Consider the following 22957-nt stretch of genomic DNA (forward strand, 5'->3'; position numbering starts at 1 on the left):
GGCCAGCAGCGAGGCGCCCAGCAGCAAGGCGATCAGCAGGAAGCTGCGCCACAGCAGGGTGCGCGGCCAAGGCAGGCGCGAGATCACGGTCCGGCTCATTTGATGGTTTTTGCGCAGCTGCCATCAGGCACGAAAACGTAACCGAAGCCCCACACGGTTTGCAGGTAGCGCGGCTTGGTGGGTTCGTCTTCAATCAACTTGCGCAGGCGTGACATCTGCACATCAATCGAACGGTCGAAGGCGTCGTATTCCCGCCCGCGCGCCAGTTCCATGAGGCGGTCGCGCGACAAAGGCTCGCGCGGATGCTGGAGCATCACCTTGAGCAAGGCGAATTCGCCAGTTGTCAGTGGCTGGTCCTCACCCTTGCGGCTTAACCGTCGAGCGCCCAGATCGACTTCGATCTGGCCGAAACTGACGACGCTGTCACTTTCCGTCGGCGCGCCGGGTTGGCTGCGTGGCCGGCGGCGCAGCACGGCGTGAATGCGTGCGACGAGTTCGCGCGGGTTGAAGGGCTTCGGCAGGTAATCGTCTGCGCCCATTTCAAGCCCGATGATGCGGTCAACTTCATCGCCGCGCGCCGTGAGCATCACGATAGGCAGGCTGTTTTCCCCACCCCGCAGGCGCCGGCAGATGGACAGGCCGTCTTCGCCCGGCAGCATCAGGTCGAGCACCAGCAGATCGAAGTGTTCGCGGGTCAGGGCGCGATCCATCAAGGCTGCGTCAGCGACAGCCTTGACAGCGAAACCCTGTTCTTCGAGATAACGCTCAAGCAGGTTGCGCAGGCGGGCGTCGTCGTCAACGACGAGAATGCGGTGGCGTTCTTTTTCCATGGATTGCATCCTAAGTGCTCAGGGCCTGAATGGACAACAGGAAATGGTGAGTAATTGTTGGAATCGGCACGACTGGAAACATGTGCTTACAACTCCTGACTGCACCCAGTAGGTGCCTTGGGTGATACTTCAGTCACCGCAACCGCCTCTGTTGAACCAGCTATGAAACCCGTCCTTTTCCTTCTGGCTTGTCTGATCTGCGCCGCTGCGGCTGCGCAGCCGAATGAGCGCGGGCAGGGGCGCGGCCTCGGGCCCGGGCGTCAAGCTCGTGAAGCCAGTGAAGGTGAGGATTTTCGTCAGCGCCGTGAGCGCATGCAGGCTTTCCGTCAGGAAATGTTGCGGCAGCAGGAAGCATCGCCGCGTCGGCGTGCCGAGCGTGACCCAGAGAATGTTGAGCGCCCGCGTGGCTTGCGGCGACTGACGCCCGACGAGCGACAACGTCTGCGCGAGGAAATGCGCGAGGCCTATCGACGCTGATCCTGCTTCTGGCGCAGCGGTCTGTCCGCGGCGCTGGGGTAGAATTCGCGCCATGAAAATTCTGGCGCTGGAAACTTCCACCGATATCGCTTCGCTGGCCTTGCTGTACGAGGGCGAAGTGCGCGCGATCACCTTGCCGAGCCCGCCCGCACATTCTGCGGTGTTGTTGCCTGCGCTTAAACGGCTGCTCGCCGAGGCAGGGATCGGTTTATCTCAACTGGATGTTATCGCCTGTGGCATTGGTCCCGGTGCTTTTACGGGCGTGCGTCTGGCGTGCAGCGTGACGCAAGGGCTGGCGCTGGGGGCCGCTTTGCCGGTGGCGCCGGTGTGTAGCCTGCTGGCGCTGGCCCAAGGGCAGCTTGCCGATCAGGTGTATTGCGCCATGGATGCGCGCATGAGCGAGGCTTATGTCGCAGCCTATCAGCGCGAAGCCGGACGCTGGATCGAAGTGATTGCTCCCGCTTGTGTTGCTCCAACAGCCATGCCGTTGCCTGCTACGCTTGGCTGGTTTGGTGCCGGCTCGGCTTTGCGCGCTTATGCACAAGAAGCCGCAGCCTGTCTGGGTGAAACAGTTCATCTGGCAGCGCCGGACGCCGTGCCGACAGCGCAGGCCGTGGCCGAACTCGCCAGTCAAATCGAATGGATCGACACCGCCTTGCTGGCGCCGCTGTATGTGCGTGATCGTGTGGCTTTCACGGTGGCGGAACGTCTGGCGGCCGGAGGCAAGGCGTGAGCGCAGAACTGGTCTTTGCACCGATGCAGCTGGAAGATCTGGATGCGGTGGTGGCTAGCGAAAAAGAGAGCGCACAATTTCCCTGGAGTCGCGCGCTGTTTGCCGATTCGCTGCATGCGGGTTACAGCAGCTGGGTCTTGCGCCGGGAAGGGGTGTTGATTGGCCATGCCGTGCTGTTGGCGATCATGGATGAGTCGCATCTGCTGGTTATCACAGTCCGTCCGCGCTGGCAGGGCCAGGGTTTCGGTGCGCGTTTGCTGGAGCATGTGGTCGCGCGCGCACGACAGGCTGCGGCGAGTCAGATGTTTCTGGAGGTTCGCGCCTCCAACCGGGTGGCACAAGCCTTGTACGGCAAGCGTGGTTTCAGCGAAATCGGGCGACGGCGTGGCTATTACCCGGATGCCGATGGCCTGCGTGAGGACGCCATCGTGATGCGGCGCGAGTTGTGAATGAAACTTGTGAATGAATCTTTCAGGGACCCAGCGTGATGAGTAATCAGAAAGAGGCCATTCTCGCCGAGATGGGGATCAAGCCCTTGTGGCGCCTGCGTGTTGCCGAGCCCGCAGCAGCCAGCGGCTTGAGCGAAAAACAGGATGAATCACAGGCAGCCCAAAGAGCCGCTCCTGCCGTGGCTCTTGAGGATGCATCATCGCTCGGCGAACCTGCACAAGCCTCTTCAGGCAGGGAGGCTGAAGAAGTCCGCCCAGTGCGGCTTCCAGAGCATGTGTCGCCACGAGTGGATTGCTTGCTCGTGGCTGATGGCGTCGCGTCGTTGATACCTCAGGCCGCGAAACTGCTGGATGCCATGCTCTCTGCGATCGGTCTGAAGCGCGGTGAAAACGTGCTCCTCGTCGATGCGGGGCAGGCGTTTTCTGTCGAACAGATCAAGCCGCGCCTGATCGTGGCGCTGGGGAAGGGCGCAGCGCGAGGCTTGCTGGGCGAGCTAGATGTTGATGAGTGTCGCGGGCGCGTGCTCCGCTATGAGGATGCGCCGCTGATCGTGAGCGAGGATCCGGCCGATTTACTCAGCCATCCGGAGCGCAAGGCGCGCGTCTGGGAAGATCTGTGTCTGGCTCAGGATCAGCTCGCCTGAACGTGCTCGGCTATTGATGCTTGTGGTTGTCTAGCAAGGCCAGTGAGTCGAATTCGCGCTGGTTTGCTTCGTGCCAGCGTTTGATCAAGAGCATCGATACGGCAATGAACAGGCCGAAAACCACGATCACGATATTCACTGCCAAGCCTGATTTGACCAGCAGCGCATACAGCCCGGTCATCACCAGGATGCTCAAGTTTTCGTTGAAATTCTGCACCGCAATCGAGTGCCCGGCACCCATCAGCACGTGACCACGGTGTTGCAGCAACGCATTCATCGGTACGACGAAGAAGCCTGCCAGCGCGCCGACACTGAGCATCAGCACCCCCGCTACAACCGGGTTGTGAATGAAGACCATGATGATCATGCACAAGCCCATCGCGATCCCCAGCGGGATGACGCTGGCCGAATTGCGCAGGCTGACGAATTTGGCCGCCAGCACCGAGCCGACCGCCACGCCAAAGGCCACCCCGCCTTGCAGGTTGGTGGCATCAGACAGTTTCATGTCGAGATTGGAAAAAGCCCAATCCAGCACGATGAATTGCAGGGTTGCGCCTGCGCCCCAGAACAAAGTCGTGACCGAGAGAGAGATCTGACCGAGCTTGTCGCGCCAGAGCAGGCTGACGCAGTGGCCGAATTCGCGGATCAGAAAAATCGGGTCGTTTTTCAGCGGCTTGTGATCGACGCCTGTGTCGGGGACGTAATAATTGAAAATTGCGGCGATCAGATACAGAACACCGATGAACAGGATGCTGACATCAGTCGGGCTGTTGAAGAAGGGGCCGAAGCTTGGCAGACCGTGGTTGAACGCCCACTGGGTCAGTTCCGGGCGGATCAGGATGCCGCCCAGCAGGGTGCCGAAAATGATGGCGCTGACGGTCAGCCCCTCGATCCAGCCGTTGGCAACAACCAGCTTCGAGGCGGGCAGCATTTCGGTCAGGATGCCGTACTTGGCAGGTGAGTACGCGGCAGCCCCTAGTCCGACCACGGCATAGGCCGCCAGCGGGTGCAGATCCAGAAACATCAGGGCGCAACCGAAAATTTTGATCGTATTGCTGATCAGCATCACTCGCCATTTCGGCATGGAGTCGGCAAACGCACCTACGAAGGCAGCCAAGGCTACATAGGAAAAAGTGAAGAAGAACTTCAGCAGGGGAACCTGTTCGGCTGGCGCGTTCAGATCAAGCAGAACCGAGATTGCGGCGATCAGCAAGGCGTTGTCTGCCAGCGCGGAGAAAAACTGCGCCGCCATGACAATATAGAAACCCAAACCCATGAATGTCCTCTGCGGTCTTTCGATACGACCTGTGGGCGGCCTTTATACCACACCACTTCGACCGGGCGTCGGAGCGCGCGCGCTTGGGTCGGATGCTGCAAAGCAATACTGGCCTCGCTTCCATGTTTTTTGTAGAATGATAAACAAGCTTTATAAAGGGGTGGGTAATGGCTGATCGCAGATTGCAAGTGTTCCATGCCGTAGCCAAGCACGGCTCGTTTACCCGTGCCGCTGAAACTTTGTACATGACTCAGCCGGCGGTTACGTTTCAGATCAAGCAGCTGGAAGAGCAATTCAATACCCGCCTGCTGGATCGTGGCCATGGCCGGGTCACCCTGACACCTGCCGGCGACATCGTCTTCGCCTACGCAGAGCGCATCCTGGGCCTGTCGGACGAGATGGAGACCCGCATCGCCGAGCTGACGGACGAGTTGACCGGCGTGTTGACCATCGGCACCAGTCAGACCATTGCCGGCTACTGGCTGCCAATGCTGCTCGACAAATTCATGAAGAAGCACCCGCGCGTGATTCCACGCGTGTTTGTGGCCAACTCCGAGAACATCGAGAACCGCGTCGCCGCCCACGAACTGGATGTGGGGCTGGTGGAAAAGCAGGCCTCAGATCCTGCGCTGGAATGCACGCTGGCCTGTCAGGATGAACTGTTGGTGATCGTGGCTCAAGGGCATGAGTTGGCTGCTGCCAGCTCGTTCAAGGCCAGCGATTTGCAGGGCCATCCTTTTATTGACCGTGACCCGGGGGCGGCCATCCGCGCTTTGGCAGAAGATTTTTTCCGCGCCAACGGCGTGCCGCCGGAGTCTCTCAATCGTCGTGCCGAACTGGGTTCGCTGCCCAGCATCCTGCATCTGGTTAAACAGGGGCTGGGCTTTGCCATCGTTGCCAAAGCCGCGCTGAATGATTACAACAATCGCGGTCTGGTTGGCATCTCGCTGGAGCCGCGGCTGTTCTCCTCGCTGAATGTACTGGTGCCCAAGGATCGCTTCCGCTCGCGCTTGCATTCCACTTTTGCCGAGTTTGCGGTGAGCATGTTTACCAACATGGAGCGTGTTGAGGGGCCGCCGGCCGAGGTCGTTGCGCATTCGGACACGGCAAACCCTTCTACCCATTCATGACCCGGCCGATTCTGGCGCGCATTGACCCCGCCGCTTTTCGCCACAATTACCTGCTTGCCAAGGCCCGCGCGCCGGGCGCGCGGGCTTGGGCCATCGTCAAGGCCAACGCCTATGGTCACGGCTTGCTGCCTTGTGCCGAGGCGCTGCGGAATGTGGCGGATGGGTTTGCCTTGCTGGAAATCGGCGAAGCGATGCGTCTGCGCAGCGCAGGTTTCAGCCAGCCGATCATGCTGCTGGAAGGCTTCTTTGCCGAAATAGATCTGCAGATGGCCTGCGCGAACCGCATCGGCACGGCGATTCATTGCGAAGATCAGCTGCGCCTGCTGGAGCTGGCAGAAGTCGAACAGCCACTGGATGTTGCGATAAAGCTCAATACCGGTATGAATCGTCTGGGCTTTCAGCCCGAGCGCCTGCCGGAAGTGCTGGCACGTCTGTGTGCCAGCGGCAAGACTCGTCAGATCAGTGTGATGACGCACTTTGCCTGTGCTGATGGCACGGGAATAGATGAACAACTTGCGCGTTTCAATGCCGTCGCGGAGCCGGCCGGGCTGCCGCGCAGTGTCGCTAACTCTGCCGCCTTGCTGCGTTATCCGCATGCACATTTCGATTGGGTGCGCCCCGGCATCATGCTTTACGGCGGCTCGCCCATGCCCGATCTGCAGACAGCTGCGGACATCGGACTGCGCCCGGTGATGACGCTCGCCAGCCGCATCATTGGTGTGCAGGATCTGCAGGCCGGCGATAGCGTCGGCTATGGCGCGCTTTTCACGGCAGATCGGCCGATGCGCGTTGCTACGGTGGCCTGTGGCTATGCAGATGGTTATCCGCGTCACGCCCCGACGGGCACGCCTATCTTGGTTAATGGTCAGCGCACCCGCACGCTGGGCCGGGTGTCGATGGACATGCTGGCATGCGATCTGACGGGGCTGAATGCAGGTATTGGAGGCAGCGTGACGCTGTGGGGCGAAGGTTTGCCTGCCGATGAGGTGGCAACGGCAGCGGGTACCGTGAGCTACGAGCTGTTTTGTGCTTTGGCGGGCCGCGTGCCGGTGGTAAACGCCTGATGGCCAAGGCAAGAACGTTCTACGTGTGCACCGAATGCGGTGGCCAGAGCCCGAAGTGGCAAGGCCAATGCCCCGGCTGTGAGCAGTGGAACACGCTGGTTGAAGGTGTGGCCGAGACGACTTCTACAGGCGGGCGCTTTGCGGCGCTGGCGGCCGGTGCGGGAAAGCTGCAGAAACTGTCCGAGATAGATCCGCGCGAATCGCCGCGTGTGCCGACCGGGATTGATGAGCTGGATCGCGTGCTTGGCGGCGGACTTGTGTCTGGCATGGTGGTGCTGATTGGCGGAGATCCTGGTATCGGCAAGTCGACTCTGCTCTTGCAGGCGCTGGCCAGCCTCGGGCCGCGCCAGAAGGTGCTTTACGTCAGCGGTGAGGAGTCCTCCGAACAGATCGCGTTACGCGCGCACCGCCTGCAGCTTGAAGCCGGCGACATGCCGCTGCTGCCGGAAATCTCGCTCGAAAAGATCCTCGCGACCCTGCGTGACAACAAGCCCAACGTGGCGGTGATCGACTCGATCCAGACCATGTATTCCGAGGTGCTGCAGTCCGCGCCCGGTTCGGTCGCGCAGGTGCGTGAATGCGCCGCGCAGCTCACGCGCCACGCCAAGGCCTCCGGCATGTGCATCATTCTGGTCGGGCACGTGACCAAGGATGGCACTCTGGCCGGGCCGCGTGTCCTCGAACACATCGTCGATACCGTGCTGTACTTCGAGGGCGATACGCATTCGAGTTTCCGTCTGGTGCGCGCCATCAAGAATCGCTTCGGCGCTGTCAATGAACTGGGCGTGTTTGCCATGACCGAGAAGGGACTACGCGGGGTGAGCAATCCCTCAGCGCTGTTCCTGTCCCAGCACGAACAACCGGTACCGGGGTCCTGTGTGCTGGTCACGCAGGAGGGCACGCGCCCGCTGCTGGTTGAAATCCAGGCACTGGTCGACAGCGCGCATGGCAATGCGCGGCGTCTGTCGGTCGGTCTGGAGCAGAATCGTCTGGCCATGCTGCTGGCGGTGCTGCATCGCCACGCCGGCATTCAGTGCGCCGATCAGGATGTGTTCATCAACGCCGTCGGTGGGGTGCGGATTTCGGAGCCCGCTGCCGATCTGGCCGTGTCGCTGGCGATTGTCTCGTCCTTGACCGGGCGTCCACTGCCCAAGCGTTTGATCGTATTTGGTGAAATCGGTCTGGCCGGCGAAATCAGGCCGGCCCCGCGCGGCCAAGAGCGTTTGAAAGAGGCCGCCAAGCTTGGTTTCGAGCTCGCCCTGATCCCCAGCAGCAACAAGCCGAAGCAGGCGATTGCAGGGATGCGCGTGGTGGCGGTGGATCGCATTGAGCAGGCATTATCGGCTTTGCGCGAACTATGACCTTGTTTGTGACGCGGCTGGCAGGTAAGCTCGCGCCGCATCAATAATTCAGATTGACACTCGGAAAACCTGAACATGAAAAAGAAATGGCTGATCGGCAACTGGAAGATGCACGGCAATCTCGCCAGCAACAAGGCTTTGATCGAGAGCCTGCGCGCGGAACTGCCGCAGCCGGACGAGCGCGCGACCATGGTTGTGTGTCCCGCCTTTCCCTATCTTTTTCAGTTGGCTGAGCTGACCAAGGACTACGGTGTCGGCATCGGCGTGCAGAACGTCTCCGACCACCTGCAGGGCGCCTACACCGGCGAAACCTCGCCGCTGATGGTCAAGGAGCTGGGTGGCAGTTACGCCATCATTGGTCACTCCGAGCGGCGTCAGTATCAGGGCGAAAACGACGGCCTGATGGGCCGCAAGGCGCTGGCGGCGATTGATGCCGGCCTGATTCCGGTGATCTGTGTCGGCGAGACCGCCGAAGAGCGCGATTCCGGGCGCACTCACGAAGTGCTCGGGCGCCAGCTGGATGCGGCTTTTGGCTACATCCGTACCGCTCACGACAAGATTATTCTGGCTTACGAGCCGCGCTGGGCCATCGGCACCGGTATCGCTGCGACGCCGGAAATCGTCCAGACCGAACACGAATTCCTGCGCCAGCGCATTGCCATCCGCGACAAGGAATTCGCGGCAAAACTGCCGATCATCTACGGTGGCTCGGTCAAGGTCAGCAATGCCAACGCGATCTTTTCGATGCCCGATGTCGATGGCGGCCTGATCGGCTCGGCGGCGCTGAATGCCCGCGAATTCGTCACCATCTATCGCGCCATGCTGGCCACCATGCCTGCTGCCGTTGCCTGACACTCCAGATCACAGCTGATGCGTCAGATCTTTCTCGATACCGAAACCACCGGGCTGGATTGGCGCAGCGGCGCCGACCGTGTGGTGGAAATCGGCTGCGTCGAGATGATCGACCGCCGCCTGACGGGCAAGACTTACCACGTCTATCTGAACCCCGAGCGCGAAGTCGGTGACTCCGAGCGCATCCACGGTTTGTCCGATGAGTTCCTGTCCGACAAGAAGCTCTATCGCACGATTGCCGAGGAGTTCGAGGAATTCGTCACCGGCGCCGAGCTGATCATTCATAACGCCAATTTCGATACCGGCTTCCTGAACATGGAGCAGGACCGGATCGGGCGCGAAAAGGTCACTGTGCTGTGTCCGCAGGTGATCGATACCGTCAAGGTTGCCAAGGAAATGTTCCCGGGCAAGAAGGCCTCGCTGAACGCCCTGTGCGAGCGCTACGGGATTAACAACGCGCACCGCACCCTGCACGGCGCTTTGCTTGATGCCGAGTTGCTGGCCGAAGTGTATCTGTCCATGACGCGGGGGCAGGAAAGCCTGACCATCGGCCTCGAAGACACGGCAGACGCCGCATCCGCCGCGAGCATCGCACTCAGCGGCGAACGCAAGCCGGTGCGCGTCATTCGTGCGTCGGAAGCGGAGCTGGCTGAGCACAGCAAGGTGCTGCAGGATATTGGCAAGAAGGCCAAGTGTTTGTGGCTGCCGCCAGTGGTGGAAGCCACCGCCTGATTCAGCTCGGGTTTGCGTTCTATCCAGAGCATCCTCTGAAAGCCGCTCCCGGCAAGCCTCTCAGGCATGCCGTGCTGCAAATCCAATACTGGCGGACTTCTTCCAGTATATGTCTTGAAGACACCCGCTGCATGCACCTCTCCAGGCAGGCTCTATCCCTGATCCAATCTTTGCTTGCGGAATGCTTCAGGGCGCGCCGGGCAGGCTGATGCTGACCGCTTTTTCCAGCAGAATCTCGTCGCAGTTCGCGCCGGGCCCGCTGCGATCCAGCACCAGAAAATCGCAGACCGTATCGAGCGCCAGCAGTGGATGGTGCCAGGTGCCGGCCGCGTAATTCACTCCCTGATCACCACGCGCCAGAAAGCAGCGCAGATCGGCTGCCGTTGGGCTCGCCCCGGGTGCTGCGACGACGACCAGATACGGCTTTCCCGATAGCGGCACGAAGGCTTGCGAGCCGAGCGGGTGACGTTCCAGCATCGTCACGCTGAAGGGCAGGCTGCGCGGCTGGGCGCGGAAGATACTGAGGATCAGACGTCCGTCTGGCCCGGCATCGAGCTGAGCGAGGTCGTGATAGCGCTCGGTATTGCCGGCGTTGATCGGGTAATGGCGCACCTCCTCGCTGGCCTCGATCAGCTCGCCGAAGGGGGCGAAAGCTGCGTGGGTGAGGGCTTCGATTACCGGCATCGTCATGCTCCGGCGAACTTGCCGAACAGACGCAGCCGACTCACGCCGCCATCCGGGAAAATGTTGAAGCGCACATGCGTCACCGGCCCTGTGGCGATGCTGGCAAAGCGGTGTTCGGTGTCCATTTGGAGTTTCTGCGGGGCCAGTAGCTCCTGCCAGAACATGCTCTGGGTGATCAGCGCTTGCTCCGTGCTGTCCGGCATGCGTGCAGCCTGCAGCGAGCAACTGTCCGGGTAATTGCCCTTGAAGTGAGCGGTGTCGACTTCGATCCGCTCGATGATGGCGGGCGCGGCCAGCGCGATGATGGCCCAGTCATTGCCGGGTTCGCGGCGACGACGGGTTTCCCAACCGTCGCCCATGTTGATGCCCCGACCCGGCAGCAACATGGTGGCGGCCAGACCGAAGTGTTCGTTGTTGGCGGCGACGATCCAGGCGCCATTGATAGCTGCCGCCAGATTCAGCTCTGCGCCGGCTTTGACTGCCTCCATGTTCGGTCGCGCATACACACGCAGGCGGGCGATGCCGCCATCCGGATAAATCGACAGGCGCACATGAGTCCATGTCTCGACGTTGTTGATGGCGTGGTAGTGGCGGCTGTTGCCTTGCAGGGCGACGGCGGGCAACAGGGTGTGCCACTGCGTCTCGGCGCCGGGCGTATCGCTGGCTGATTGGCAGGCCTCCAGCGAAGCGCCGGGCGGGTAGTTGCCGGTGAAGTGACGGGTGTCGATCTCCACCCCGGCGATCTGGCCGGCGCGGGCCAGCTTGACGATGCACCAGTCATTGCCGGGTTTGCGCTTGCGCCGCGATTCCCAGCCATCCATCCACTTGCCATGCTCGTCGTACTTGCCGGGGATGAAGACCGGATCTTCGGGGGCAAGCATGCGCTGCATGTCGGCGAAGAAGTCATCACTGCAGGCGATGGCCTCTGCGCCCAGACGTGGGTCAGCGAGGTTGGGGCAGCGACGCGTGAAGTCCGGCGCGTTGGGGTCGAGGGCGACAAGAGCCATGTCGGGTTTCCTTGAAAACAGCTTGTTAATGATTGTTGGTGATGGCTAGTTTATGGCGCCAATGAAGTTCTGCAACTCGAGCGTTTTCGGGCTGGCGAACAGCTCCTGCGGATGGCCGCTTTCATGCACACGACCCTGATACATGAAGACCAGCTTGTCGCCGACTTCGCGTGCAAAGCGCATCTCGTGGGTGACCATGATCAGGGTCATGCCTTCGCTGGCGAGTTGTTTCACCACGGCCAGCACTTCGTTGACCAGCTCCGGGTCCAGCGCCGAGGTGATCTCGTCGCACAGCAGCACCTTGGGCTGCATCGCCAGCGCGCGGGCAATCGCCACGCGTTGCTGCTGCCCGCCCGAGAGCTGATCCGGATAGGCGTCGAACTTCTCGGCCAACCCGACCTTGGCGAGCATGGCGCGGGCGATGGTTTCGCATTCGGCAGTTGGCGTTTTCTTGACCACCTGCGGGGCGAGCATCACGTTCTGCCCAGCGGTGAGATGCGGAAACAGGTTGAACTGCTGGAAGACCATACCGACTTTCTGACGCAGGGCGCGCAGGTCGGTCTGCCCCGCATGCAGGCGTTCACCATCAACCTCTACCAGACCTTGATCGAAAGTCTCCAGCCCGTTGATCGAGCGCAGCAGGGTACTCTTGCCCGAGCCGCTGCGGCCGATGATGGCGACCACTTCGCCCGGCTGGATGCGCAGGTCGATGCCCTTGAGCACATGGTTGCTGCCGAAATACTTGTGTAGCGCGTCAATGCGAACCAAGGCTTCCATGGAATTTCCTTTCGAGACTAGCTGCGTAATGCGACAGCGGATAACACAGGATGAAATAGCCCAGAGCGACAAAGCCGAAGACCATGAAGGGCTGGAAGGTGGCGTTGGCGAGCATCGAGCCGGTCTTGGTCAGCTCGGCAAAACCGATGATCGAGGTAACCGCCGTGCCTTTGACGATCTGCACGGAGAAGCCCACGGTCGGCGCGACGGCGATGCGTAAGGCTTGCGGCAGGATCACATGGCGCATTTGTTCGAGCCAACTCATTGCCAGGCTGGCTGAGGCCTCCCACTGGCCTTTCGGGATTGAATCAACGCAGCCGCGCCAGATCTCCGCCAGATAGGCGCTGGAAAACAGCGTCAGGCCCAGTGCTGCGGCGAGCCAGGGCGGCACATCCACGCCCAGCAGGGCGATGCCGAAGAAGACCATGAAGAGCTGCATCAAGAGCGGGGTGCCTTGAAAAAATTCGATGTAGCCGCGCGCCGCGCGTTGCACCCAGATTTTCTTTGACATGCGTGCGGTGAGTACCAGCAGGCCGGCACTGCCGCCCAGCACGAAGGCGGTGAGCGACAGGCCGATGGTCCATAGCGCGCCGAAGCCGAGGTTGCGCAGGATGTCCCAGATTGAGAACTCGTTCATGCGCCTCTCCTTTTCACCACAAAGCGCCGGCCTATCTGGTTGAGCAGGGCGCGCACGCCGATCGACAGGAGCAGATAGATCAGGGCCACGACGATGTAGGTCTCGAAAGCGCGGAAGTTGCGCGACTGGATGAAGTTGGCGGCAAAGGTCAGCTCCTCGGCGGCGATCTGTGAGCACACCGAGGTGCCCAGCATTACGATCACGATCTGGCTGGACAGCGCTGGCCACACTTTCTGCAGGGCCGGCTGGAGCACGACGTGGCGGAAGATCTGGGCGCGGGTCATGGCCAGCGAGCCGGCCGCTTCGATCTGGCCGCGCGGAATAGCCTGGATGCCGGCGCGGATGATCTCGGTGGAGTACGCGCCGAGGTTGATCACCACGGCGATCATGGCGGCCTGCAATTCGCCAAGGCGGATGCCCAGGGCTGGCAGACCGAAGAAAATGAAAAACAGCTGGACGATGAAGGGCGTGTTGCGGATCAGTTCTACATACACGCCGAAAATCTGGGCGAAGGGCCGGATGCGCCAGGCGCGCACGACTGCTCCGAGCGTGCCAATGGCCACGCCCAACACCGCGCCCATTGCGGTGAGCATGAGCGTGTAGCCCACGCCAACGGCGAGTTGGGTGTGGTATTGCGCGACAGCGGTGAAATCAAATGAGTAGGCCATTGCGATCCTTCTGGCATGAGGGCCGGGAGTAGGGTGGGTTCGCGCAGCAACCCACCGCCTTCTGTCACGCGCACAGAGGGTGGGTTACCGAAGCGCGGCGAACCCACCTTACGAACACCTCACAGATCAGCCGGCAGCGGGTTGTGTAGCCACTTCACGGCGATCTGGTTGAGCGAGCCATCTTTCTTGGCCTTGGCCAGGATGTCGTTGACGCGCGCGATCAGGGCGGTTTCGCCCTTGTTCACGCCAACGAAACAGGGCGAGTTCTTGATCAGGAATTTCGGTGTCAGGGGGCGCAGCTTGGTGCGCTCGTTCAGCGCAGCGGCAACGACGTTGCCGGTTGCAGCCAGTTGTGTCTGGCCGGAGAGGTAGGCCGAGAGCGTGGTGTTGTTATCTTCAAAGCGCTTGATCACGGCCGTGGCCGGGGCGATTTTGGAGAGTTCCAGATCTTCGACCGAGCCGCGTGTCACAGCGATGGTCTTGCCGGCCAGATCTGCTGCGTTCGCTACTTTCGCATCCGCCGGGCCAAAGACACCGTTGAAGAAGGGCGCGTAGGCATTGGTGAAATCGATGACCTTCTCACGGTCCGGATTCTTGCCCAGGCTGGAGATCACCAGATCGGCTTTGCCGGTGGTCAGGTAGGGGATGCGGTTGGTGCTGGAGACGGGGATCAGCTCCAGTTTGACGCCCATTTCCTTGGCGATCAGCGCGGCAGCGTCGATGTCGTAGCCCACCGGCTTCATGTCGGCGCCGACGGTGCCGAAGGGCGGGAAATCTTGCGGCACGGCCACACGCAGGCTACCGGCCTTCTTGATGTTGTCGAGTCCGTCCGCCAGAGCGGGCAGGCTGGAGAGCAGGCCGAGGGCCAGCGTGGAGGTGGAGAGGAAACGTAGGACGGTGCGGCGATTCATGACGAACTCCTGTAGCAAGATGCCCGGTCAGGGCGTGGCAAAAGACAGATCAATGAAAGAAAGGCCGATGCGCGCGGCTGCGTGCATCAGGTGGCGGGTCATGGTGGCGTGGGCTACGGCCGCATCGCCGGCACAGATCGCGGCGAGCACGGCGTGATGTTCTTCGACAGGCGCCCATGTCCCGCCGGGGTCGGCGAAGGGCAGGCGCAGGCTGTAGGCGATGGGTTCTTCGAGCGACCGGATTGCCGAGCTGAGCAGTGGGTTGGCTGCGTAATCGGCGATGGCTAGATGGAATTCCAGATCGGCATCGGAGGCGCCGACCAGATCCTGCACATGCAGGGCGGCGTCCATGCGCGCCTGAATCGCTTGCAAGTTCACGCGTGCTTTCGCATCTGCGTGGCCTGCCGCCAGGGCGGCGGCGGCCGGCTCGACGATGGCGCGAAACTGGAACACTGCCTGCGGTGACATCGACAAGGGGCCAAGCGGAATCTCGCTAACCGCCCGGTTCGCTCCCGCCGTGACGAAAACGCCCTTGCCCGCTTGCGAGCGCAACATGCCCAGCGCTTCCAGTGTTGATACGGCTTCACGCAGTGCCGAACGACTGATGCCCAGGCTGGCGGCGAGATCACGCTGGCCGGGCAGGGCGCTGCCGCCCGGGTAATGGCCTTCGTGGATCTGGCGCTGCAGGGTCTGTGCAGCAAAGCTGGAGAGTCGGGTCACGGCAGGGGCTCTGGTCTAACTGGTCTGACCAGTTAATGCAGAAGCCGTGCCAGAACGCGCACTGATGTGCATAAATCCTGGCCTGGCCTTGTGGCAAGGGCGTTTCGACGCCTCGCCAAGTTTGCATCGACCAGCCTTTTGCGCCCCGGTCTGCACCATTCAAGCCTTGTTTTCGAGTGGTATGCACCAAGCTGCTGCTCAGCCGATGTAGTGGACTGAAGGTGATTACATGTATTTTCGATAGTTTTTATGTTTTGATTGTTTTTTGTTTGATAGTTAATGGATATGCCGTCCATGAAGGTAATTCAGTAGAAGAAATCCTCTGACACCGCTAAGCTCGGTCCATGCAGCTCAATAAACTCTGGAAAGGAAACGACTCATGAGTAGCGAACAGAAATGTCCCTTCGGCCATGGCGCACGCGCCACGACTGGTTCGCAATCGAACCGCGACTGGTGGCCGAATCAGCTCAATCTGGGCATCCTGCACCAGCACGCCCCCGCTTCCAGCCCGATGGATGCCGGCTTTGATTACGCCGAAGAATTCAAGAAGCTGGATCTCACTGCGTTGAAGAAGGATCTCTGCGCACTGATGACGACTTCGCAGGATTGGTGGCCCGCAGACTGGGGCCATTATGGTGGCCTCTTCATCCGTATGTCCTGGCACAGCGCCGGCACCTATCGCACGGCGGATGGCCGTGGCGGCGCTGGCACCGGCAACCAGCGCTTTGCACCAGTCAACAGCTGGCCTGATAACGGCAACCTCGACAAGGCAAGGCGTCTGTTGTGGCCGATCAAGCAGAAGTACGGTAACAAGATTTCCTGGGCGGATCTGATGATCCTCGCCGGAAACGTGGCGCTCGAATCCATGGGCTTCAAGACCTTCGGCTTCGGCGGTGGCCGTGCCGACATCTGGCAGCCCGAAGAAGACATCTACTGGGGCGCCGAGAAGGAGTGGCTGGCCACCAGCGATAAACCCAACAGCCGCTATTCCGGCAATCGCGATCTGGAAAACCCGCTCGCTGCCGTGCAGATGGGCCTGATCTATGTGAATCCGGAAGGGCCTGACGGCAATCCGGATCCACTGGCCTCGGGCCGCGATGTGCGCGAAACTTTCGCCCGCATGGCGATGAACGACGAAGAGACCGTGGCGCTGGTTGCCGGGGGTCACACCTTCGGCAAAGCCCATGGCGCAGGTGATCCCAAGCTGGTCGGGCCCGAACCCGAAGCTGCTCCTCTCGAAGAACAGGGCCTGGGCTGGATCAACAAGTTCGGCAGTGGAAAGGGTGTGCACACTACTACCAGTGGCATCGAGGGCGCCTGGAAGCCTAACCCCACGACTTGGGATAACGGCTACTTCGACATGCTTTTCGGTTATGAGTGGGAGCTCACCAAGAGTCCGGCGGGGGCCAAGCAGTGGTTCGCCAAAGACTGTAAACCCGAGCACCTGATCCCCGACGCGCATGATCCCGTGAAGAAGCATCCTCCGATGATGACCACGGCAGACCTCTCGCTGCGTTTCGACCCGATCTATGAGCCAATCTCACGCCGCTTTCATCAGGACCCGGAGGCCTTTGCCGATGCCTTTGCACGCGCCTGGTTCAAGCTCACCCACCGCGACATGGGGCCGAAACCTCTGTACCTCGGCCCGGAAGTGCCGACGGAAGACCTGATCTGGCAAGACCCGGTCCCGGCTATCGATCACCCGCTGGTTGAGGCGGCAGATATCGCGGTCCTCAAGGTGAAGGTGCTGGCTTCGGGTCTCTCCACCGCGGAGCTGGTCGCTACTGCCTGGGCCTCGGCGTCGAGTTTTCGGGGGTCCGACAAGCGTGGTGGCGCCAACGGTGCACGTATCCGTCTTGCCCCGCAAAAGGACTGGGAGGTGAACCAGCCGGCGCAACTGGCCAAGGTGTTGGGCGTGCTGGAAGGCGTCCAGCAGGCTTTCAACGCGGAGGCTGCCGGTGGCAAGAAGGTTTCGCTGGCCGACTTGATCGTGCTCGCGGGCTCGGCTGCCGTTGAAACTGCTGCCAGGGCTGCCGGTCATGCGGTGGATGTTCCCTTCATGCCGGGCCGCATGGATGCTTCGCAGGCCCAGACCGACGTTGAGTCCTTCGCTCCGCTGGAACCACAGGCTGATGGCTTCCGCAATTTCCAGAAGAAGGTCTACAGCATGCCGGCCGAGGAGATGCTGGTCGACAAGGCCCAGCTCCTGACTCTCAGTGCGCCGGAAATGACCGTGCTGGTTGGCGGCCTGCGGGTGCTCGGTGCCAACGTGGATGGCTCGCCGGATGGCGTATTCACCCAGTGGGCCGGTCAGCTGAGCAACGACTTCTTCGTCAATCTGCTCGACATGGGTATCGTGTGGCGGCCGGTCAATGAAGCCGCCCAGCGTTTTGAGGGGCGCGACCGTAGTACCGGGGTGGTCAAAAGGACGGCCAGCCGTGTCGATCTGGTTTTCGGCTCCAACTCGCAATTGCGCGCGTTGGCCGAGGTTTATGCCCAGGACGACGCCAAGGAGAAGTTCGTGCGTGACTTCATCGCTGCCTGGACCAAGGTGATGAACCTGGACCGTTTCGATCTGAAGTAAAGGCTCGGCGGAGGGCCGGGTGTGAATTCCGGCCCTCCCGGGTCTTGATCACGATTAGCTGCGCTCCTGCCGAGCCGCTTCCACTCGCCAACCCTCAATGCGCCTGAGCAGTACCCTTGTGTAAATGCAGGTGGCTACTCAGCCAGTTGCCCCATTGAGCGAGAAGGATCATCGCGGCAGCTGGTGCAGGGGTTTCGAGTTGCAGCCGGGTGTTGGCCTGATTGGCGCGCAGGATCAGCCAGCCACTTTCTTCTACGCAGCAGGCGTCGCCGGCTTGCAGTCGGCGGGTGATGCGCAGAGGCTGGGCGCCGACCCACATGATGGTTTCACTGATCTCCACTTCACCTTCCGTGCAGACGATGCGGGTCTGCCGGCGGGCATAGGCCGAGAGGCCCATACCGCGCTCCAGTTGGACTTCGCGGGGGCTTTGGGTGACTGGTTTTTTCGAGGTGCTGCGCATGATCTGCTCCGGTTGAATCCTTGATTGAAGCTTAGGCTTAGCAGCAACGGGGCGGCAGGCACAGGGGCTGAGTTTGTGCAGCAGATCAGCGCTGTGGTGAAGCAACTGTTATGGTTACAGAACGCGCTTTCTGTATCTGTTCTGTTTGTGCCGGAAAGGAGCAACATTGCTCATGGATCTCGCCAGCCCCCCAGCCTTGCTCTATCTGCAACTTGCCGCTCACTACCTCGGCGCCATCGAATCCGGTGCTTTGTCGCCCGGCGATCGCATGCCCTCGGTGCGTTCGCTGACCAAATTGCATCAGGTCAGCCTGAGTACGGCGTTGCAGGCCTGCCGCCACCTTGAAGAAAAAGGCTGGTTGGAGGCGCGGGCGCGCTCCGGCTATTACGTCTGCCGGCCGCGTCGTCTGGCGCTGCAGCCGAGCAGCGAGCCGGCCCTGCCGGCCTGCATCGACGCCGCCCAGTTCCTCGGCATCCATGAGCGGGTATCCGATTTTCTCGCGCGTTGCGAGCAGCACTCCTTGCGTCTGAATCTGGCCCAGGCTTTTGGTTCACCGGATTCCTACCCGGCGGCGGCGCTGAAGAACGCGGCTACCCGGGCACTGCGTCTGCATCCCGATGTGCTGGTGAGCCCCACGCCCTGGCACGGCGAGCAGGGCTTCCGTACGGTGCTGGCGCGCCGCGCGCTGGAGAGCGGTATGCGCCTGATTGCCGATGACATCGTCGTCACGCACGGGTGTACCGAAGCAATGAACCTCGCCTTGCGTGCGGTGACCCAGCCCGGCGATACCGTGGCGGTGGAGTCGCCGTGCTATTTCGGCCTGCTGCAGATTTTGCAGAGCCACGGCTTGCGCAGTATCGAGGTGCCGACCAGCCCGCAGAGCGGCATGTCGGTCGAGGCGCTGGAACTGGCCCTGCAGACGCAGCCGATCAAAGCCGTGGTGGTGATCCCGAACTTTCAGAATCCGCTCGGCAGCGTCATGCCAGATGCGAAGAAGGCGGCGATGGTGGCGCTATGTAAACAGTATGAGGTGGCACTGATCGAGGACGACACCTATGCCGCGCTCAGTGACGATGAGTTGTCGCTGCGCGCATTGAAATCGTGGGATGAAGACGGTGGGGTGATTCACTGCGCCTCATTGCACAAGACGCTGGCGCCCGGCATGCGGCTGGGCTGGATCAGCGGCGGGCGCTGGCATGCGCGGGTCAAAATGCTCAAGTACGCGCAAAGCCGGCCGAACGACACCTTGCTGCAACTGACGGCCAGCGAATTCATGGCCAGCCCGGCTTATGACCGCCATCTCAACCGCTTGCGCCGTCTGTTGCGGGCACGGCGCAGCGCAGTGGCCGAGAGCATTGCGACGCACTTTCCGGCTGGCACCCGTCTCGCCATGCCGCAGGGCGGCATGCTCCTGTGGATCCAGTTGCCGCCCTTGCGCGATCCGCGCGCGGTCTTCGACACTGCCTTGCGTGAAGGCGTGCGCGTGGCGCCGGGCTGGATCTTCAGCAACTCCGATCGTTACGACAATTACCTGCGTATCAATTGCGGCATTCCCTTCACGCCGGAGTTCGACGCAGCGATCCGGCGCCTGGCCGAAATTGTAAGGAGCCAGTTGGCCTAGCTCTTCACGGCGCAGGAAAGTGCGCGCGCCAGTGCCGCGCAATATCGACGCGGCGTGTCACCCACACCCGGTCATGCGCGGCGATATGGTCGAGGAAACGTTGCAGGGCGCGGAAGCGGCCCGGCCGGCCGATCAGGCGGCAGTGCAGGCCGATGCTGAGCATCTTCGGCGCGTCTTCGCCTTCGGCGTAGAGCACGTCAAAGGCGTCGCGCAGATAGGTGAAAAAATCTTCGCCCTGACTGAAACCCTGGGGCAGGGCGAAACGCATGTCGTTGCTATCCAGTGTGTAGGGCACGATCAGTTGCTGCACGGTTTCGCCATTCGTCTTCTGCACCGGCAGCCAGAAAGGCAGGTCGTCGCCGTAGTGATCGCTGTCGTAGAGGAAGCCACCGTAGTCAGCAACCAGCCGGCGCGTGTTCGGGCTGTCGCGGCCGATATAGCAGCCCAGCGCACGCTCGCCGGTCAGGCGTTCGATGATTGCCATGCCAATCTGCAGGTGCTCGCGCTCGGTGGCTTCATCCACGTTCTGATAGCTGATCCAGCGCCAGCCGTGGCAGGCGATTTCGTGGCCGAGTTGTTTGAACGCGGCGGTGAGCTCGGGGTGGCGCTCCAGCGCCATGGCGACGCCGAACACGGTGAGCGGCCAGCCGCGCTGTTCGAACTCGCGCAGGATGCGCCACACGCCGGCACGCGAGCCGTATTCGTAGATCGTCTCCATCGACTGATGGCGCGCCGGGTAGCTCGGCGGGCTGAAGAGTTCGGAGAGAAATTGCTCACTGCCAGCGTCGCCATGCAGCACCGAGTTCTCGCCACCTTCTTCGTAATTGAGCACGAACTGCACGGCGATATTCGCCCGCCCCGGCCAGTTGGCGTGGGGCGGGTTGCAGCCGTAGCCGATCAGATCGCGCGGATAGTTGGTGTTCATGTTACTTGGCTCCCGCGGCGTACCAGGCGCCGATTTTGGCGCGTTCTTCGTCCGTTATCTGGGTCATGTTGGCCAGCGGCATGTTTTTGAGCTGGAAGGCGCGCTCGTTGATACGTTGGGCGAACTGTTTCACGCGCTCCGGCGTATCCAGCATCACGCCCATTTGCGCGATGGGCATGATGGTGGGCTTGTCGGCGTGGCAGCCAGCGCAGCGCGCTTGGGCGATAGCGGTGATCTCGCTCAGGCTGGGTACCGCTTCGCCGGCATTGATGACAGCCGGTTTGGGGGCGATCCACACCAGCGTGGCGAAGATGATGGCCAAGCCGGCGATCGGGAATTCCCAACGCAGCACGCCTTTGTGGCGCAGGTTGAAGAAATGGCGGATCAGCACCGAGCCCAACATGATCAGCATCAGCACCAGCCAGGCCTGTGGGTGATTGTAGGTGCTGGCGTAGTGGTTGCTGATCATGGTGAACAGCACCGGCAGGGTCAGGTAGTTGTTGTGATAGCTGCGCTGTTTTGCCCGCTTGCCGAGCATGGGGTCGACCGCCTCGCCGCGCTGCATGGCGGCGACCTGTTTGCGCTGCGCCGGGATGATCCAGAAGAACACGTTGGCGCTCATCGTGGTGGCGATCATCGCGCCGACGTGGATGTAGGCGGCACGCCCGGCGAGCAGGTGACATAGGGCGTAGGTGACCGCGGCGACGAAAGCCACATAGATCACCGCAAACAGCAACTGGCTGCGCTCGATCAGCAGGCGGGCGAGCTGGTCGTACACGACCCAGCCGAGAACCAGGGTGGCCAGACCAATGCCGACCGATTGCCCGGGCGTGATCGCCGAAATTGCCGGATCGACCATGTAAGTGGCGGCCTGGAAGTAGTACAGCATCGAGATCAGCAGGAAGCCGGTGATCCAGGTGGTGTAGCTGGGCCAGAAGAAAAAGTGCAGATCGTCCGGCAGTTTCTTCGGCGCCACGGCGTACTTCTGTGGGTTATAGAAACCGCCGCCGTGCATGGCCCACAGCTCACCGCCGACGCCGTCTTCCTTGAGTTTCGGGTCGGCCGGCGCTTTCAGGCTGTTGTCCAGCCAGACGAAGTAGAAGGACGAACCGATCCAGGCAATGCCCACGATCAGGTGCAGCCAGCGCAGCAGCAGGCTGCTCGCGTCGATCAGGTATGAAAGCTCCATGGTGATGCTCCAGTGAATCCGGACGCCTTTTGACGCGGCATCCACACGACCCGGCTAAGCCCGATTTCGTCGTGCACGTATGCCTCGCAAAGCGAGGCAGGACTGAGTAGCGAGGACTGAGGACTGAGTGGGGCATGCTTGCAGAGCCGCACCTGTCCTTGATCTTCAGCATACACAGTCCAAAACATCCGGCTGTTGCGATTCTTCGGGCAGCATGCCTGAAGAAGCTTGACAGACGCGGCTCTACAGCGATCCTTCCTCAGCACTCAGCACTCAGCACTCAGCACTCAGCACTCATATTCAACTCCCCCGATAAGTGCTGTAACTCCAGGGTGAAACCAGCAGCGGTACGTGATAGTTGCCAGTCGCATCGGCGATGCCGAAGGCCAGCGTGACCTTGTCCAGAAACGGTGGCTCGGGCAGTTCCACGCCGCGCGCCCGGAAATAATCGCCCACCGCGAAAACCAGTTCGTACGCGCCGATGGCCATTTGCTCGTCGCTGAGCAGTGGTGCGTCACAACGTCCATCCGCATTCGTCATCCCGGCAAACAATGCGCGGGCTTCGCCTGCCTTGTGCAATGCATAGCCCATGCCAGCGGCCGGGCAGCCGTGGGCGGTGTCAAGAACGTGGGTGCTGAGTTTGCCCATGGAAGTCTCCGGTAAGTGCAGCCTGATTGTAGGGAGGGTGCGGGTGAAAGAGCCGCATACAGACTATGCGTGAATGCGTATCTTGGCGGCGCAGCGCTTGCAGCAGCGGGCTTATATCGTTGCGCGCAGGCTGCTTATAAGCACCAGCGCCTTGCTGGCGGCAAAGCCCTGCGCTTAATCTGGATTGACCCCAGCAGCCAAATACCGCCCCATGCTTCTTGCCATTCAGACGCTGTCCAGCCTTGATCGCGCTACCTTCGTCGCCATGCTCGAAGGCGTGTTCGAGCATTCGCCCTGGGTGGCCGAGCGGGCCTGGGCGCAGCGACCTTTTGCCGACTTGCCGGAGCTGGAACTCGCTTTGATCAACAGCATGTTGTCGGCGACTGCGGCCGAGCAACTGGCCCTGATCCGTGCGCATCCCGAACTGGCCGGCAAGGCGGCGATTGCGGGTGAGCTGACCGCCGAGTCGACGCGCGAGCAGGCTGGCGCGCGGCTCGACGCCTGCACCCCGGCGGAGTTCGCCCGGCTGCAGGCGCTGAACGCGAGCTACACGGCGCGCTTCGGCTTTCCCTTCATTC

At 61.5% G+C, this 22957-nt stretch carries 25 protein-coding genes; 11 read left to right on the top strand and 14 right to left on the bottom strand.

Annotation, left to right across the window (positions count from 1 at the left end):
- Positions 1-95: 95 nt before the first annotated feature.
- The gene (ompR, locus tag ABXR19_RS19325; protein WP_354602799.1) at positions 96-830 is read right to left on the bottom strand and encodes an osmolarity response regulator transcription factor OmpR; all 735 of its coding nucleotides are present in this window, start codon (positions 828-830) and stop codon (positions 96-98) included.
- Positions 831-959: 129 nt separating this feature from the next.
- On the bottom strand, positions 960-1361 hold the full coding sequence (locus tag ABXR19_RS19330) for a hypothetical protein (protein ID WP_354602800.1): 402 nt from the start codon (positions 1359-1361) through the stop codon (positions 960-962).
- Between ABXR19_RS19330 and tsaB the strand changes: the two genes are divergently transcribed.
- From tsaB to ABXR19_RS19345, 3 genes are read left to right on the top strand one after another with little or no spacing between them, the layout of a single operon-like run.
- The gene (tsaB, locus tag ABXR19_RS19335) at positions 1360-2040 is read left to right on the top strand and encodes a tRNA (adenosine(37)-N6)-threonylcarbamoyltransferase complex dimerization subunit type 1 TsaB (protein WP_354602801.1); all 681 of its coding nucleotides are present in this window, start codon (positions 1360-1362) and stop codon (positions 2038-2040) included. The two genes, ABXR19_RS19330 and tsaB, sit on opposite strands and share 2 nt — an antisense overlap.
- Positions 2037-2489 (top strand): ribosomal protein S18-alanine N-acetyltransferase, encoded by a 453-nt coding sequence (rimI, locus tag ABXR19_RS19340; protein ID WP_354602802.1) that lies wholly within the window; start codon positions 2037-2039, stop codon positions 2487-2489. The genes tsaB and rimI overlap by 4 nt, the downstream gene beginning before the upstream one ends.
- A gap of 38 nt (positions 2490-2527) precedes the next feature.
- Positions 2528-3133 (top strand): uracil-DNA glycosylase family protein, encoded by a 606-nt coding sequence (locus ABXR19_RS19345; protein WP_354602803.1) that lies wholly within the window; start codon positions 2528-2530, stop codon positions 3131-3133.
- A gap of 10 nt (positions 3134-3143) precedes the next feature.
- On the opposite strand, the gene lplT is transcribed toward ABXR19_RS19345, so the two are convergent.
- A complete protein-coding gene (gene lplT, locus ABXR19_RS19350; RefSeq protein WP_354602804.1) occupies positions 3144-4409 on the bottom strand; it encodes a lysophospholipid transporter LplT in 1266 nt (421 codons plus the stop codon).
- 167 nt (positions 4410-4576) lie between these two features.
- Here lplT and ABXR19_RS19355 point away from each other — a divergent pair, with 167 nt between their 5' ends.
- The 5 genes from ABXR19_RS19355 to dnaQ all read left to right on the top strand — a co-directional run bounded on the left by ABXR19_RS19355 (position 4577) and on the right by dnaQ (position 9548).
- Positions 4577-5539, top strand: a complete 963-nt coding sequence (locus ABXR19_RS19355) for a LysR substrate-binding domain-containing protein (protein ID WP_354602805.1) — start codon at positions 4577-4579, stop codon at positions 5537-5539.
- On the top strand, positions 5536-6603 hold the full coding sequence (alr, locus tag ABXR19_RS19360; RefSeq protein ID WP_354602806.1) for an alanine racemase: 1068 nt from the start codon (positions 5536-5538) through the stop codon (positions 6601-6603). The genes ABXR19_RS19355 and alr overlap by 4 nt, the downstream gene beginning before the upstream one ends.
- On the top strand, positions 6603-7964 hold the full coding sequence (gene radA, locus ABXR19_RS19365; RefSeq protein WP_354602807.1) for a DNA repair protein RadA: 1362 nt from the start codon (positions 6603-6605) through the stop codon (positions 7962-7964). Before alr ends, radA begins: the two co-directional genes overlap by 1 nt.
- Positions 7965-8039: 75 nt before the next feature.
- Positions 8040-8816, top strand: coding sequence for a triose-phosphate isomerase (tpiA, locus tag ABXR19_RS19370; protein ID WP_354602808.1), 777 nt, complete (start codon positions 8040-8042; stop codon positions 8814-8816).
- A gap of 18 nt (positions 8817-8834) precedes the next feature.
- Positions 8835-9548 (top strand): DNA polymerase III subunit epsilon, encoded by a 714-nt coding sequence (gene dnaQ / locus ABXR19_RS19375; protein WP_354602809.1) that lies wholly within the window; start codon positions 8835-8837, stop codon positions 9546-9548.
- A 186-nt stretch (positions 9549-9734) separates the two neighbouring features.
- Here the strand turns inward: dnaQ and ABXR19_RS19380 are convergent, their stop codons facing one another.
- The 7 genes from ABXR19_RS19380 to ABXR19_RS19410 all read right to left on the bottom strand — a co-directional run bounded on the left by ABXR19_RS19380 (position 9735) and on the right by ABXR19_RS19410 (position 14952).
- On the bottom strand, positions 9735-10232 hold the full coding sequence (locus ABXR19_RS19380) for an ureidoglycolate lyase (protein ID WP_354602810.1): 498 nt from the start codon (positions 10230-10232) through the stop codon (positions 9735-9737).
- Between the two features lie 2 nt (positions 10233-10234).
- The gene (gene alc / locus ABXR19_RS19385; protein WP_354602811.1) at positions 10235-11239 is read right to left on the bottom strand and encodes an allantoicase; all 1005 of its coding nucleotides are present in this window, start codon (positions 11237-11239) and stop codon (positions 10235-10237) included.
- Between the two features lie 45 nt (positions 11240-11284).
- Complete coding sequence (locus tag ABXR19_RS19390) at positions 11285-12016, bottom strand: amino acid ABC transporter ATP-binding protein (protein WP_354602812.1); 732 nt, start codon at positions 12014-12016, stop codon at positions 11285-11287.
- Entirely contained in the window at positions 11994-12653 is a 660-nt protein-coding gene (locus ABXR19_RS19395) for an amino acid ABC transporter permease (RefSeq protein ID WP_354602813.1), read from the bottom strand. The genes ABXR19_RS19390 and ABXR19_RS19395 overlap by 23 nt, the downstream gene beginning before the upstream one ends.
- On the bottom strand, positions 12650-13321 hold the full coding sequence (locus ABXR19_RS19400; RefSeq protein WP_354602814.1) for an amino acid ABC transporter permease: 672 nt from the start codon (positions 13319-13321) through the stop codon (positions 12650-12652). The genes ABXR19_RS19395 and ABXR19_RS19400 overlap by 4 nt, the downstream gene beginning before the upstream one ends.
- Positions 13322-13440: 119 nt before the next feature.
- Positions 13441-14232 (bottom strand): transporter substrate-binding domain-containing protein, encoded by a 792-nt coding sequence (locus ABXR19_RS19405; protein WP_354602815.1) that lies wholly within the window; start codon positions 14230-14232, stop codon positions 13441-13443.
- 27 nt (positions 14233-14259) lie between these two features.
- Complete coding sequence (locus ABXR19_RS19410) at positions 14260-14952, bottom strand: FadR/GntR family transcriptional regulator (RefSeq protein ID WP_354602816.1); 693 nt, start codon at positions 14950-14952, stop codon at positions 14260-14262.
- 379 nt (positions 14953-15331) lie between these two features.
- Here ABXR19_RS19410 and katG point away from each other — a divergent pair, with 379 nt between their 5' ends.
- Entirely contained in the window at positions 15332-17536 is a 2205-nt protein-coding gene (katG, locus tag ABXR19_RS19415; RefSeq protein WP_354602817.1) for a catalase/peroxidase HPI, read from the top strand.
- A 94-nt stretch (positions 17537-17630) separates the two neighbouring features.
- Here katG and ABXR19_RS19420 read toward each other — a convergent pair whose 3' ends face one another.
- Positions 17631-17996: a hypothetical protein gene (locus ABXR19_RS19420; RefSeq protein WP_354602818.1), complete on the bottom strand. Its 366-nt coding sequence runs from the start codon at positions 17994-17996 to the stop codon at positions 17631-17633.
- Positions 17997-18168: 172 nt separating this feature from the next.
- Between ABXR19_RS19420 and ABXR19_RS19425 the strand changes: the two genes are divergently transcribed.
- Positions 18169-19617 (top strand): aminotransferase-like domain-containing protein, encoded by a 1449-nt coding sequence (locus ABXR19_RS19425; RefSeq protein WP_354602819.1) that lies wholly within the window; start codon positions 18169-18171, stop codon positions 19615-19617.
- A gap of 4 nt (positions 19618-19621) precedes the next feature.
- Here the strand turns inward: ABXR19_RS19425 and puuE are convergent, their stop codons facing one another.
- From puuE to uraH, 3 genes are all read right to left on the bottom strand, one after another.
- Positions 19622-20542, bottom strand: coding sequence for an allantoinase PuuE (gene puuE, locus ABXR19_RS19430; protein ID WP_354602820.1), 921 nt, complete (start codon positions 20540-20542; stop codon positions 19622-19624).
- 1 nt (position 20543) lies between these two features.
- A complete protein-coding gene (locus tag ABXR19_RS19435) occupies positions 20544-21731 on the bottom strand; it encodes a urate hydroxylase PuuD (RefSeq protein ID WP_354602821.1) in 1188 nt (395 codons plus the stop codon).
- Positions 21732-22031: 300 nt separating this feature from the next.
- On the bottom strand, positions 22032-22379 hold the full coding sequence (uraH, locus tag ABXR19_RS19440) for a hydroxyisourate hydrolase (protein ID WP_354602822.1): 348 nt from the start codon (positions 22377-22379) through the stop codon (positions 22032-22034).
- Positions 22380-22590: 211 nt separating this feature from the next.
- Between uraH and uraD the strand changes: the two genes are divergently transcribed.
- Positions 22591-22957, top strand: a 367-nt coding sequence (uraD, locus tag ABXR19_RS19445) for a 2-oxo-4-hydroxy-4-carboxy-5-ureidoimidazoline decarboxylase (RefSeq protein WP_354602823.1), incomplete at its 3' end; no start/stop codon positions are given.

This window comes from Uliginosibacterium flavum (assembly GCF_040566545.1).
Lineage (GTDB): Bacteria > Pseudomonadota > Gammaproteobacteria > Burkholderiales > Rhodocyclaceae > Uliginosibacterium > Uliginosibacterium flavum.